At 60.8% G+C, this 13,388-nt stretch carries 14 protein-coding genes; 11 read left to right on the top strand and 3 right to left on the bottom strand.

Annotated elements, in window-relative coordinates; translation table 11 throughout:
• Window positions 1-7 precede the first annotated feature (7 nt).
• The 4 genes from ftsY (at window position 8) to rpoH (ending at window position 4,164) form a co-directional block, all read left to right on the top strand.
• A complete protein-coding gene (ftsY, locus tag V476_RS08995; protein ID WP_024961233.1) occupies window positions 8-1,492 on the top strand; it encodes a signal recognition particle-docking protein FtsY in 1,485 nt (494 codons plus the stop codon).
• Window positions 1,489-2,160, top strand: coding sequence for a cell division ATP-binding protein FtsE (ftsE, locus tag V476_RS08990; protein WP_002555631.1), 672 nt, complete (start codon window positions 1,489-1,491; stop codon window positions 2,158-2,160). The genes ftsY and ftsE overlap by 4 nt, the downstream gene beginning before the upstream one ends.
• Entirely contained in the window at window positions 2,157-3,191 is a 1,035-nt protein-coding gene (gene ftsX / locus V476_RS08985) for a permease-like cell division protein FtsX (RefSeq protein ID WP_003393643.1), read from the top strand. The genes ftsE and ftsX overlap by 4 nt, the downstream gene beginning before the upstream one ends.
• Window positions 3,192-3,309: 118 nt before the next feature.
• On the top strand, window positions 3,310-4,164 hold the full coding sequence (gene rpoH / locus V476_RS08980; RefSeq protein WP_002555629.1) for an RNA polymerase sigma factor RpoH: 855 nt from the start codon (window positions 3,310-3,312) through the stop codon (window positions 4,162-4,164).
• A gap of 469 nt (window positions 4,165-4,633) precedes the next feature.
• Here the strand turns inward: rpoH and mtgA are convergent, their stop codons facing one another.
• Entirely contained in the window at window positions 4,634-5,344 is a 711-nt protein-coding gene (mtgA, locus tag V476_RS08975; RefSeq protein WP_010407207.1) for a monofunctional biosynthetic peptidoglycan transglycosylase, read from the bottom strand.
• A gap of 80 nt (window positions 5,345-5,424) precedes the next feature.
• On the opposite strand from mtgA, the gene V476_RS08970 reads away from it, so the two are divergent.
• From V476_RS08970 to trmB, 4 genes are all read left to right on the top strand, one after another.
• Window positions 5,425-5,805, top strand: coding sequence for a DUF423 domain-containing protein (locus tag V476_RS08970; RefSeq protein ID WP_024961234.1), 381 nt, complete (start codon window positions 5,425-5,427; stop codon window positions 5,803-5,805).
• 114 nt (window positions 5,806-5,919) lie between these two features.
• The gene (gene thiS, locus V476_RS08965) at window positions 5,920-6,120 is read left to right on the top strand and encodes a sulfur carrier protein ThiS (protein ID WP_003341343.1); all 201 of its coding nucleotides are present in this window, start codon (window positions 5,920-5,922) and stop codon (window positions 6,118-6,120) included.
• 51 nt (window positions 6,121-6,171) lie between these two features.
• Window positions 6,172-6,966: a thiazole synthase gene (locus V476_RS08960; protein WP_003304387.1), complete on the top strand. Its 795-nt coding sequence runs from the start codon at window positions 6,172-6,174 to the stop codon at window positions 6,964-6,966.
• 97 nt (window positions 6,967-7,063) lie between these two features.
• Window positions 7,064-7,711, top strand: a complete 648-nt coding sequence (gene trmB / locus V476_RS08955; RefSeq protein WP_213582310.1) for a tRNA (guanosine(46)-N7)-methyltransferase TrmB — start codon at window positions 7,064-7,066, stop codon at window positions 7,709-7,711.
• Between the two features lie 41 nt (window positions 7,712-7,752).
• Here the strand turns inward: trmB and V476_RS08950 are convergent, their stop codons facing one another.
• Both V476_RS08950 and V476_RS08945 read right to left on the bottom strand, forming a co-directional pair.
• Complete coding sequence (locus tag V476_RS08950; RefSeq protein WP_024961235.1) at window positions 7,753-8,811, bottom strand: HAD family hydrolase; 1,059 nt, start codon at window positions 8,809-8,811, stop codon at window positions 7,753-7,755.
• 190 nt (window positions 8,812-9,001) lie between these two features.
• Window positions 9,002-9,514, bottom strand: coding sequence for a dihydrofolate reductase (locus tag V476_RS08945; RefSeq protein WP_024961236.1), 513 nt, complete (start codon window positions 9,512-9,514; stop codon window positions 9,002-9,004).
• Window positions 9,515-9,623: 109 nt separating this feature from the next.
• Between V476_RS08945 and V476_RS08940 the strand changes: the two genes are divergently transcribed.
• The 3 genes from V476_RS08940 to betI all read left to right on the top strand — a co-directional run bounded on the left by V476_RS08940 (window position 9,624) and on the right by betI (window position 13,302).
• The gene (locus V476_RS08940; RefSeq protein ID WP_024961237.1) at window positions 9,624-11,003 is read left to right on the top strand and encodes a DUF2868 domain-containing protein; all 1,380 of its coding nucleotides are present in this window, start codon (window positions 9,624-9,626) and stop codon (window positions 11,001-11,003) included.
• Entirely contained in the window at window positions 10,996-12,384 is a 1,389-nt protein-coding gene (locus tag V476_RS08935; RefSeq protein ID WP_024961238.1) for a GTPase/DUF3482 domain-containing protein, read from the top strand. Before V476_RS08940 ends, V476_RS08935 begins: the two co-directional genes overlap by 8 nt.
• Before the next feature lie 324 nt (window positions 12,385-12,708).
• Complete coding sequence (gene betI, locus V476_RS08930) at window positions 12,709-13,302, top strand: transcriptional regulator BetI (RefSeq protein ID WP_002555619.1); 594 nt, start codon at window positions 12,709-12,711, stop codon at window positions 13,300-13,302.
• Window positions 13,303-13,388 lie beyond the last annotated feature (86 nt).

The raw sequence follows: 13,388 nt of genomic DNA, 5'->3' as shown, positions 1-13,388 counted from the left end.
GTCATCCATGTTTGGTTCCAACGACGACAAGAAGACCCCAGCCGAGGCTGGAGAGAAGAAAGGCCTGTTCGGATGGCTGCGCAAGAAGCCGCAGCAAGCCGAGCCGAAGCCAGCAGAATCATCCCCGATGCAACCCGACCCGATCGCCGATCAGGTTGCCGCGACGCCGCAGGTTGAGCCTCATGTTGCCTCGCAATCGGTGCCCGAAGTCACTGTCGAAGCAACTGCGCCTGCATCGCAACTGCATGTAGAGCCCGGCGCGCCGTCGCCTCAGCCCTGGTTGACCTTGCCGGTGACTGAAGAGCCGGTGGCCTTGAGCGACGAGCGCGAGCCGCATGTCACGCCGGCCATTCCTGAACAAAACCATGCCCAGGTTGTGCCCGAACCGCTGGAGCCTGAACCCGTCGTAGCGGAATCAGTAGCGGATATCGCGCCGCTGGCGATGCCTGAGCCGGTGCTGGTTCAGCCTGTTGCAGAGCCAGAGCCGCAACCGGTTCAGCCTGCTGCGCAAGAGCTTGCAGTGCCGGCACCTGCGCCGACACCTGAGCCGGAAACCGGCAAGGTCGGCTTCTTTGCACGTCTCAAGCAGGGCCTGTCGAAGACCAGCGCCAGCATTGGCGAAGGCATGGCCAGCCTGTTTCTGGGCAAGAAGGCTATTGATGACGACCTGCTGGAAGAAATCGAAACCCGTCTGCTGACCGCCGATGTCGGCGTTGAAGCCACCTCGGTGATCATCAAGAGCCTGACCCAGAAGGTCGCGCGCAAGCAGTTGACCGACGCCCAGGCACTGTACACCTCGTTGCAGGGCGAGCTGGCCGCGATGCTCAAGCCTGTCGAGCAACCGCTGGTGATCAAGTCCGAACACAGGCCGTTCGTGATTCTGGTGGTCGGCGTCAATGGCGCGGGCAAGACCACGACCATCGGCAAGCTGGCCAAGAAGCTGCAACTGGAAGGCAAGAAGGTCATGCTGGCGGCGGGCGACACGTTCCGCGCTGCAGCTGTCGAGCAATTGCAGGTCTGGGGTGAGCGTAATCACATACCGGTCATCGCCCAGCACACCGGTGCCGACTCGGCTTCTGTCATCTTCGATGCCGTGCAGGCCGCCAAGGCTCGTGGCATCGACGTACTGATCGCCGACACCGCCGGACGTCTGCACACCAAGGACAACCTGATGGAGGAGTTGAAGAAGGTTCGCCGCGTGATCGGCAAGCTGGACGCAGACGCTCCTCATGAAGTCCTGCTGGTCCTCGATGCGGGCACCGGGCAGAACGCTATCAATCAGGCCAAGCAATTCAACCAGACCGTCACGCTGACCGGGCTGGCGCTGACCAAGCTCGATGGCACCGCCAAGGGCGGCGTGATTTTCGCCTTGGCCAAGCAGTTCGGCTTGCCGATTCGCTATATCGGCGTCGGTGAAGGTATCGATGATCTGCGTACCTTCGAGGCCGAACCCTTTGTTCAGGCATTGTTTGCGGAGCGGGAGCGTCCATGATTCGATTCGAGCAGGTCGGTAAGCGCTACCCGAATGGACATGTCGGGTTGCATGAACTGAGCTTTCGAGTACGTCGCGGCGAGTTTTTGTTCGTCACCGGTCATTCCGGTGCCGGCAAAAGCACGCTGCTGCGCCTGTTGCTGGCCATGGAGCGTCCGACCACCGGCAAACTGATGCTGGCCGGTCAGGACCTTGGGCAAATCAGCAACGCACAAATCCCGTTTCTGCGTCGTCAGATCGGCGTGGTGTTCCAGAATCACCAGTTGCTGTTCGATCGCACGGTGTTCAACAACATCGCGTTGCCCTTGCAGATCCTCGGCCTGTCCAAGCCCGAGATCGCCAAGCGGGTCGACTCGGCGCTTGAGCGGGTGGCGTTGTCCGACAAGGCCGAGCTGTACCCGGGTGACCTCTCTACCGGTCAGCAGCAGCGTGTCGGCATTGCCCGCGCCATTGTTCACCGTCCGGCCCTGCTGCTTGCCGATGAACCGACCGGTAACCTCGACCCACGCCTGGCGGCGGAGATCATGGGGGTGTTTGAAGATATCAACCGACTGGGGACCAGCGTGCTGATTGCCAGTCACGACCTTGCATTGATCGCCCGCATGCGCCATCGCATGCTGACCCTGCAGCGCGGTCGTCTGATCGGTGACGGGGAGGCCGGAGTATGAGTGCCACACGCAGCCCCAAGGTTTCAGAGCGCGTCGCGCCAAAAGCCGCCGATCCGGTGCCGCCTAAACAGAAAAAGCAGCGCCATGACCACGATGACGACGGCCCTGATTTCAGCGCGCTGCTGTCCGCCTGGCTGGAAAGCCATCGCTCCAGTCTGCTGGACAGCCTGCGACGTCTGGGCAAGCAACCGATTGGCAGCTTCTTTACCTGTCTGGTGATGGCGATTGCCTTGAGCCTGCCGATGGGCTTGTCGTTGCTGCTGAGCAATGTCGAGCGTCTGGGTGGTTCGTGGCAGCGCGCGGCGCAGATTTCGATCTACCTGAATCTGGATGCCAGCACCGCTGATGGCACCCGCCTGCGCGATGAAATCAAAGCGATGCCCGGTGTGGCAGATGCCGAATACATCAGCAGCGAACAAGCGTTGGGTGAGTTCAAGCAGCAGTCCGGGTTGGGCGAGGCGCTCAAGGAATTGCCGGAGAACCCGCTTCCGGGCGTGGTGCTGGTGACGCCGGACGAAGTGGACAAACCTGCGCTGGAAGCCTTGCGTACGCGACTGGCCGAATTGCCTAAAGTAGAGCAGGCGCAACTGGACCTGGTCTGGGTTGAAAGGCTGGCCGCGATCCTCAAACTGGGTGACCGTTTCGTTTTCGGCTTGACGGTTTTGCTGGTCTCGGCTTTGCTATTAGTAATTGGTAACACAATTCGTCTACACATTGAAAACCGCCGCATCGAAATTGAAGTCATCAAGCTGGTCGGCGGTACCGACAGCTACGTGCGCAGGCCTTTCCTTTATATGGGCGCGCTGTACGGCTTCGGGGCAGGCATCCTGTCCTGGGGCGTTCTGGCTTACGGCCTGAACTGGCTGAACGGCGCGGTTGTCGGACTGGCAGGTCTCTATGGAAGTGACTTTGCGCTGGCCGGTGTGCCGATGGGTGATGGTCTTTCCCTCTTGCTTGGAGCGGTTCTGTTAGGGTATATCGGTGCCTGGATTGCGGTGGCCCGACATCTTCGTGAACTGGCGCCCCGGTAGAGCCACATTATTGTTTCACCAGACTGGCCTCCGAATATCAAGGAACTTGGTTAGCGGTTCCGGGTCAATCTGGCTAATGCTGAACTGCACATTACCTGTGCGCTGGAGGTTTTTTCGTATGACCACTTCTTTGCAACCTGCTTATGCTCTAGTCCCGGGTGCGAACCTCGAGGCCTATGTGCACACGGTCAACAGCATTCCCTTGCTGACGCCCGAGCAGGAGCGTGAACTGGCTGAGAGTCTCTACTATGAGCAGGATCTGGACGCGGCCCGTCAAATGGTCCTCGCCCACCTGCGATTCGTCGTGCACATCGCGCGCAGTTATTCGGGTTACGGTCTGGCTCAGGCCGATCTGATCCAGGAAGGTAACGTCGGTCTGATGAAGGCCGTGAAGCGTTTCAACCCGGAAATGGGCGTGCGTCTGGTGTCTTTTGCTGTGCACTGGATCAAGGCCGAAATTCACGAGTTCATCCTGCGTAACTGGCGCATCGTCAAGGTCGCCACGACCAAGGCGCAACGCAAGCTGTTCTTCAACCTGCGCAGCCAGAAAAAGCGTCTGGCCTGGCTGAACAATGATGAAGTGCATCGTGTCGCAGAAAGCCTGGGCGTCGAGCCGCGTGAGGTGCGTGAGATGGAAAGCCGTCTGACGGGCCACGATATGGCGTTCGACCCGGCAGCCGAAGCGGACGACGACAGCGCCTTTCAGTCGCCGGCCAACTACCTGGAAGACCACCGCTACGACCCGGCGCGTCAATTGGAAGACTCCGATTGGACCGACAACTCCACCGCCAACCTGCATCAGGCGCTGGACGTGCTGGACGAACGCAGCCGTGACATCCTCTACCAGCGCTGGCTGGCAGAAGAAAAAGCCACGCTGCACGACCTGGCGCAGAAGTACAACGTCTCTGCCGAGCGTATTCGTCAGCTGGAAAAAAGCGCGATGAACAAGCTCAAGACGTCGATCGCCGCGTAAGGCTGAACGGCAACGAAAACGCCCCGAGATGATCGGGGCGTTTTTGTTTCTGGTGACAGCTATCGTGCGACTGCATAGTTTTGTAGGAGCGAACTTGTTCGCGAAAGGGCCCGTACAGTCGCAGAAGATTTGGTGTTGAAAACAAAGCCTTCAAGAACAAGTTCGCTCCTACAAAAGCCATCCGGCTCCCATGCCCAAACGTAGGAGCGAACTTGTTCGCGAAAGGGCCCGTACAGGCGCAGAAGATTTGCCGTTTGAAACAAAGCCTTCGCGAACAAGTTCGCTCCTACAAAAGCCATCCGGCTCCCATGCCCAAACGTAGGAGCGAACCTGTTCGCGAAAGGGCCCGTATAGTCGCAGAAGATTTGTCGTTCGAGACAATGCCTTCGCGAACAAGTTCGCTCCTACAAAGGCCCGTTCTCATGCTCGAACGTAGGTAGCGAGAGGCCATTGAAACCGAGCGCAAACATCACCACCGACGGCTGCTGTTCAGCCCCTGCAAATACTCATCCCCACCCAACTGACGCATCTGCTGACGAATCCAGCCTGCGCGGCGAGAGACGTAGCTGCTCGGGTGACTGGCGCTCCACTGGCGCGGGTTGGGCAGGACGGCGGCGAGGTAGCTGGCCTGCTGCGCCGAAAGCGCGCTGGCGTTGGTGCGGAAGTGATGTTGCGCCGCAGCCTGGGCGCCGAATACACCTTCGTCCCACTCGACACTGTTGAGGTACACCTCAAGGATGCGCTCCTTGGACCAGAGCAGCTCGATCAGCAGGGTGAACCAGGCTTCCAGCCCCTTGCGCAGGTAGCTGCGGCCGGACCACAGGAACAGGTTTTTCGACACCTGCTGGCTGAGGGTGCTGGCGCCGCGTATCGAGCCGCCACGCTCGTTATGCAGAATGGCCGCTTGAATCGCGTCGACATCGAAACCCCAGTGCTCGGCGAATTTCTGGTCTTCGCCGGCAATGACTGCGATTTTCAGGTTGTCGGAGATTTTGTCCAACGGTTCCCAGTCGCGTTGCAGGTCGATAGGCTCGCCGTCGAACCAGGATTCGACTTTGCGCTCGACCATCAGCGCGGTGCCCGGTGGCGGCACCCAGCGCAAAACCAGGACCACGAGAACACTGCCTGCGGCGAACCACAGCAGGGCTTTGAAGAGGCGACGAAGAATAGACTGCAGCATAGAGATGGCTTGGCCGAACCCGTTGAGCGGGCCATTATACAGACCGTGCGCCGTCCGACGATTTTTCACTGGAGTTCCTGATGTTTCGTAGCTTTTTGATGCTGGCCGCTTTCTTCGGCTTCACCGGTGTGGCCCTGGGCGCATTTGCCGCCCACGGCCTCAAGGAACGCCTGAGTGCCGAGTACCTGGCGGTGTTCCACACCGGTGTGCTTTATCAACTGATTCACGCGCTGGCCCTGCTCGGCGTGGCGATCCTGGCAACGCACATCCCCGGACGCCTGATAACCTGGGCCGGATTCTCCTTCGCGGTCGGCATTCTGCTGTTTTCCGGCAGCCTCTACGCCCTGACCCTCACCGGGTTCAGCAAGCTGGGCATCATCACGCCGTTCGGTGGTCTGGCATTTCTGTTCGGCTGGTCGATGCTGGGTCTGGCGGCCTGGAGGCTGGGTTCGCCTCCTTGAGTGTCTGCTCCCCGCAAAGCAAGCGCGCTTGAGACGAATGGCGTGGCTTTGCCTTGGTCATACAGGCTGATCGGGCTAGAATGCTGGCCCCCCAAAAATGATGGCTGCTCTCGCATGCACATTCAGTTGAACGGCGAACCCCATGAATTGCCCGATGGCGAAACCGTCGCGGCATTGCTGACCCGTCTGGACCTTGCAGGGCGCCGGGTCGCGGTAGAACTGAACCTGGATATCGTGCCGCGCAGTCAGCATGCGACGACCGTCTTGAGCGAAGGCGATCAGGTCGAAGTGGTTCATGCCATTGGCGGTGGCTAGTTCGCAATCCGCACTGCGCCCAACCCAATCTGCACGTTATGAGGATTTCCGATGAGCAATGTTCGCAGCGACAAGCCCTTCGTCCTGGCCGGTCGGACTTTCGAGTCGCGCCTGCTGGTAGGCACCGGCAAGTACATCGATATGGAACAGACCCGTCTGGCCATCGAAGCCTCGGGCGCCGAGATCGTGACCGTTGCCGTGCGCCGCACCAACCTGGGCCAGAACCCCGGCGAGCCGAACCTGCTGGACGTGCTGCCGCCTGATCGCTACACCATATTGCCGAACACCGCTGGCTGCTTCGATGCGACCGAGGCCGTACGCACTTGCCGCCTGTCCCGCGAATTGCTCGACGGCCGCAATCTGGTCAAGCTCGAAGTGCTGGCCGATCAGAAGACCCTGTTCCCGAATGTGATCGAAACCCTCAAGGCCGCCGAGATCCTGGTCAAGGACGGCTTCGACGTAATGGTCTACACCAGTGATGACCCGATCATCGCCCGCCAGCTGGCCGAAATCGGCTGTATCGCGATCATGCCGCTGGCCGGCCTGATCGGCAGCGGCCTGGGGATCTGCAACCCGTACAACCTGCAGATCATTCTTGAAGAAACCAAAGTGCCGGTGCTGGTCGATGCCGGTGTTGGTACCGCCTCCGATGCCACCATCGCGATGGAACTGGGCTGTGAAGCCGTATTGATGAACTCGGCCATCGCCCACGCCCAGCAGCCGGTGATGATGGCTGAAGCCATGAAGCACGCCGTAATTGCCGGCCGTCTGGCCTACCTCGCCGGGCGCATGCCACGAAAACTCTATGCCAGCGCGTCTTCGCCGCTGGATGGCCTGATCAAGTAAGAGCCCGTTGATGACTGATTCGCACGTTCCGCACCCAGAGTCGCCTGCTGTCGAAGAAGGCGAAGAGCGCCCACACCGCCGCATCAAGAGTTTCGTGATGCGAGCTGGCCGTATGACCGAAGGTCAGCAGCGCGGCCTCGATCAAGGCCTCCCGTTGTATGGCCTGTCGCTGACCGACACGCCGGTGGATTTCGATCAGGTGTTCGGTCGCTCTGCGCCGCGTACGCTGGAAATCGGCTTCGGCATGGGCCACTCGCTGCTGGAAATGGCCGCTGCGGCCCCCGAACACGATTTCATCGGTGTCGAGGTGCATTCTCCAGGCGTAGGCGCGCTGCTTAACGGCGTCCTGACCCAGGGGCTGACCAATGTGCGCGTCTATGATTGCGACGCCATCGAAGTGCTGAACCGCTGCGTCGCGGATAACAGCCTGGATCGCCTGATGCTGTTCTTCCCGGACCCGTGGCACAAGAGTCGTCACCACAAGCGCCGCATCGTGCAGCCTGAATTCGCCGCACTGGTGCGCAGCAAGCTGAAGGTCGGCGGGGTGTTCCACATGGCTACTGATTGGGGGCCTTACGCGGAATACATGCTGGAAGTGATGAGCGTTGCGCCCGGTTATCGCAACCAGGCTGAAGACAACCAGTACGTCCCGCGCCCTGCGGAAAGGCCGATCACCAAGTTCGAGCGCCGTGGCGAGAAGCTCGGGCACGGCGTTTGGGACCTGAAGTTCGAGAAAGTCGACTGACTGTGCTTGCGGGTTGCTGGCAACCCGCAATGTTGTGTCGCTTACTGAATCTCGTCCGGCTTTACGATCACCCAGTTCTTGTCGGCCGTGACCGGCAGCTTCTCTTTTGCCTGAGCTGCGGCATTGTCCTTGATCATGCCGTTCAGCTGGGTCATGTACTTGTCCTTGCGGTTGATCCACAAGTGCACGCCGCCCTTGCTCACGTCGACGCTGTGAAACAGCATGTAGCCGTCGCTGGTCGGGGTATCGCCGCCGACCAGGACCGGTTTTTTCCACTGATCGATGTAGGTCAGAATGGCCGCCTGCTTGCCCGCCATCCAGGTTGCCGGCGTCCACAGGTATGGCGTCAGCTCCAGACCCATGTTGCTTTTTGGATCGTATTTGCCCGCCGTGATCTGCTTGCGCGCGGTGGTCAGTTCGCCTGTCTTGCGGTCCTTGAGCAGCGTGCTCACGCCGATCACATTCTGTGGTTTGACGTTGTAGCCGTACTTCGGATCGGCAGCGACCATGCGTACCAGCTCTTCGGACGCCGCGGTCATCACATACACCTCGATGCCGTTTTCCATCAGCTTGTTGTACAGCTCGGTCTGCCCGGTGAATACCCGCGGCGGTTCGACATTGAGCTGCTTGACGGTGTCGCCTTCGTAGTAGGTCGCAGGGATCGGCTTTTTCAGGGCCATCAGCTCATCGACGTAACCCTTGAGCTCCTGAAGCGTAAAGCCGGAAAACACCTGCGCGACCCACGGGTAGCAGACCATGTCGTCTATTTCGCAAAGACGATAGTAGTAACTGAACAGGCTTTCCTTGTGCTCGGCGTTGTCTTTGAAGGGGATCAGCTTCAGCGAGGGATCGAGTTTTTCGCGGGTGATCAGGCCTTTGTTTTCCATGAACGGCAGCAGCGCCTCTTCGAGGTCGAAGCGGTAGCTGGTGTTGTCCATGTCGAAGACGGCGTAATTGCCCTTGTTGGCATTCGCCGCAATCATCGCGTCGAGCGCCTTGGCGGCAGGCTCGGGCCAATGCTTCAGTTCGGTGGCCGCGATAGCCTGGCTGGCAAGCCCGAAGCAGACGGCCGCGGCCAACAGTTTTGGCACGAGTTTCATAGGCGATTTCCCCTTGTCGAAAAAACGAAGGGGCAGACCGTAACAAATTATTGTGAAGGCAAAAGTACGTCAGCGACCCGAAAAAGGCCAAATGACGCCGTTTGCCCCTTTATTTGCGACAGTGAAACCAAAAACGACACTTTTGTTGCAGTTTTTCGTCAGCGGCCGCAATTGCTCCAGAAATTGCTGATCAGACCCGTTCCCACACTTCGAAGTTGTAAGCCGGTTTGTCATCGACGGCGGCGTTTTCGGTGTTGGATACCAGCGCCCACTGCGCCGTATTGAATTCCGGAAACCACGCGTCGCCATCAGGGCTCAGCGCCACGCGAGTCAGGTACAGGCGATCTGCCTGAGGGAGGCCTTGAGCGTAAAGCTGCGCGCCGCCGATCAGCATCACCTCGTCGACACCCTGTTCCTGCGCCCACTGCTCGGCCCGCACGACGGCGGCGTCCAGCGAAGCGAAGACTTCTGCGCCTTCAAGCTGCAGGTCGGTCTGGCGGCTGACCACCAGATTGAGGCGGCCGGGTAGCGGGCGGCCCAACGAATCCCAGGTCTTGCGACCCATGATGATCGGCTTGCCGAGCGTCGTTGCCTTGAAATATTTGAAATCCCCCGGCAAATGCCAGGGCATGGAATTGTCGACGCCAATCACTCGGTTTTCACCGAGGGCGGCAATCAGGCTGAGGGGCAGATGAGTTTTCATGTCGCGAGGATATCAGAGGTCGCAGGGCAGGCGAATGAACTGACATGCGCCGTGCTCAGTCCCATGACTGCGGTTATGCTCACCGCTGAATTCAATCAAGAGACACTGTGTGACTGCACTGACCCCCCTCGATACCCTTTGGCTGACCGAAGCCGTGCGCCTGCGTGAACAGCAGGCTGGCGTGCTGGATGATCTGGAAGCCAATCGCCGTGCCCGCGCTGCCGGAGGCGACCTGACTGCGCGCATTACCCACCGCGCCCTCGGCCTGGCGCAGCGCGACGGCATGCTTGGCGCACTGCACCACTGGAAGCAGGGCGCGCGGCTGGCGTTGATTGCGCTGGCGGTGCTCTCGGTCATCAGTGGCGCGGGCCTGGCGTTCGCCGCAATGGGCGACGGGCAGGCACCGGTCAATGTGTTCTGGGCGCTGGGCAGCCTGCTGGGGCTGAACCTCGTGCTGTTGCTGACCTGGGCGCTGGGCCTGATCTTCGCCGGGCGCAGTAATACCGGGCTGGGTCGAGTGTGGTTGTGGCTGAGTGAAAAGCTCGCCCGTGATGCCCAGGCCGCGCAGCTCGCCCCGGCGCTGGTTTTGCTGCTGCAACGCCAGCGCCTGAATCGCTGGGCGCTCGGTTTGGTGGTTCACAGCCTGTGGCTGCTGGCGTTACTCACTGCGCTGGTGCTGTTGTTGATGCTGATGGCGACCCGACGCTACGGGTTTGTCTGGGAAACCACCATTCTGAGCAGCGACACGTTCGTCAGCCTTACCCAGACGCTCAGTACGATCCCGGCGTGGCTGGGGTTCAGCGTGCCGGACGAAACCATGATTCGTGCCAGCGGCAATGGCGCGTTGAGTATCGAGAACGCGCGTCAGGCCTGGGCGGCCTGGCTGGTGGGTGTGTTGCTGGTGTACGGCATCGTGCCGCGGCTGTTGCTGGCCGGGTTCTGCCTGTGGCGCTGGAAGCAGGGCAGGGCAGCGCTGCGCCTCGATCTGGATTTACCCGAATACCTTGAATTGCGTGAGCGCCTGATGCCCAGCAGCGAGCGCCTGGGTGTCAACGATGCCGAGCCTGCTGCGCTGCATCAGGTGCAGTCCGGGGCAGGAGCAACCGAAAGCAACGGCGCGCTGCTGGTGGCCATCGAGCTGGATGATCAGCAGGTCTGGCCGCCAGCGCTGCCGTCGGGTGTGGCCGATGCAGGCATTCTCGACAGCCGTGAGTCGCGCCACAAACTGCTGGAGCAACTGACCCAGTATCCGCCTGCGCGCATGGTGATCGCCTGCGACCCGCGCCGCTCGCCGGACCGTGGCAGTCTGGCGTTGATCGCCGAACTGGCACGCTGCGCCGGTGCAGCGCGCATCTGGCTGCTGCCCGCGCCTGCCGGGCAGAGGCTTGACCCTGAGCGCCTCGGCGACTGGCACGTCGCGCTGGATCAATTGCAGTTGCCGCACGCCGACAGTGCGCCTTTGAACTGGCTGGAGACAGGCCATGACTGAAGCAGACAGCGTTCGTGCGATCAGGCTGGCGGTGGTCGGTCATACCAACGTTGGCAAGACCTCGCTGCTGCGTACCCTGACGGGTGATGTCAGCTTTGGCGAAGTGTCCCATCGCCCCAGCACGACTCGCCATGTCGAGGGCGCACGCCTTTCTGTGGACGGCGAGGCGCTGGTCGAGCTGTACGACACGCCTGGCCTGGAGGACGCTATCGCGCTGCTCGATTATCTGGAGCGCCTGGACCGTCCCGGCGAGCGTCTGGACGGACCAGCGCGACTGACGCGTTTTCTGGAGGGCAGCGAGGCACGCCAGCGTTTTGAGCAAGAGGCCAAGGTCATGCGCCAGTTGCTCGACTCGGACGCGGGTCTTTATGTGATCGATGCGCGTGAGCCGGTGCTGGCCAAATACCGTGACGAGCTGGCGGTTTTGGCAAGCTGCGGCAAGCCACTGCTGCCGGTGCTGAATTTCGTCAGTGCGCAGCAGCACCGCGAGCCTGAGTGGCGCGAAGCGCTTTCACGGTTGGGCCTGCATGCGCTGGTGCGTTTCGACAGCGTGGCGCCCCCGGAAGACGGCGGCCGTCGTCTGTATGAAAGCCTGGCACTGTTGCTGGAAAGCGCGCGGCCGCGGCTCGAACGTTTGATTGATGATCAGGAAAAACAGCGCACAGCCAAACGCCACAGCGCCGCTCGCCTGATCGCCGAACTGCTGATTGATTGCGCAGCTTGCCGGCGCAGTGTCGAAACCACCGCCGACCAGGAGCAGCAGGCGGTGGAAGCGCTGCGCAAGGCGGTTCGGCAGCGCGAGCAGCAATGTGTCGAGGCGCTGCTCAAGCTGTATGCGTTTCGCAAGGATGACGTGTCCAGCAGCGATTTGCCGTTGATGGACGGCCGTTGGGGCGATGACCTTTTCAACCCGGAAACCCTGAAGTTGATGGGCGTGCGCGTTGGCGGCGGTGTAGCGGCTGGTGCGGCGGCTGGAGCAGGTGTCGACCTGATGGTCGGCGGTGTGACGCTGGGTGCGGCGGCGCTGGTCGGGGCGATTGCCGGTGGTGCGTTATCCACAGCGCGCAGTTACGGAGGCCGGTTGCTCGGCAAGCTCAAGGGGCGCAGAGAACTGACCGTCGACGATGCGGTACTGCGCCTGCTCGCCCTGCGTCAGCGCCACTTGCTGCTGGCGCTGGGTGTCAGGGGCCACGCTGCCCTGCACAGCATCGAACTGACCACGCCGCAGGACAAGACCTGGCGCAAAGGCAAAATCCCCGAGCCCTTGTCACGCGCCCGCGCCCACCCGCAGTGGTCGACACTCAACCCGCAGCCCAAACCGAATCAGGCTGAGCGGCAGGAAGCGATTGATGAGCTGGCGGCTGTGGTTTTGCAGGATTGAACTGTTCCGGCGCTGAAGACCGGACGCAGAGCGTCCAGAACGGCATGCGACGCGCAGCGTCGCACGATAGTTGAAGAGCACGATAGTTGAGGTCATCGCTCCTCACGCTCCAGCGTGGCAATGCCTGTCGTGACGCTCCGCGTCACACATATGCGCCTTGACGCATCCTCCAGCACACCCGCATTCAGGCGCTTTTCAACGTGTCGCTTGCCGCTAAAACTGGGCACGGATTTTTTATTGATTGATCGTTCAATAAAAAATCTTTAGACTGGTCTCGTCTTTTCGTTACAACGATCACTGCAGACACCCGGGAGAACCGCGCCAATGCCCAAGGTCGGAATGCAACCCATCCGCCGCCAACAGTTGATCCAGGCCACGCTGACTGCGGTCGATCAGGTCGGTATGGGCGATGCCAGCATTGCGCTGATCGCGCGACTGGCAGGCGTATCAAACGGCATCATCAGTCATTATTTTCAGGACAAGAACGGCCTGATCGCCGCCACGATGCGGCATCTGATGAACGCCTTGATCCAGAACGTCCGCGAACGCCGTCAGGCGCTGACCGAAGACAGCCCCAGGGCTCACCTGCAAGTGATCATCGAAGGCAACTTCGACGCCAGTCAGGTCAGCGGCCCGGCCATGAAAACCTGGCTGGCCTTCTGGGCGACCAGCATGCATCACCCTTCGCTGCACCGATTGCAGCGTATCAACGACCACCGTTTGTATTCGAACCTGTGCTGTCAGTTCCGCCGCACCTTGCCACTGGAACAGGCACGCAGCGCCGCCCGCGGGCTGGCAGCCCTGATAGACGGGTTGTGGCTGAGAGGCGCGCTGTCAGGCGATGCATTCGACACCGAGCAAGCGCAACGGATCGCTTACGAGTACATGGACTTTCAATTGGCGAAATCGGCGAGCTGACGCTTTCGAAGCGCCTCACCGAACGACTGTATAAGCCCGTGCCGAACCACCCCGGCACACTGAAAACAGTCATCGTCCCCCACTGA

Source organism: Pseudomonas syringae KCTC 12500, from assembly GCF_000507185.2.
GTDB lineage: Bacteria > Pseudomonadota > Gammaproteobacteria > Pseudomonadales > Pseudomonadaceae > Aquipseudomonas > Aquipseudomonas syringae.
This window is presented reverse-complemented; position numbering and strand designations above follow the sequence as displayed.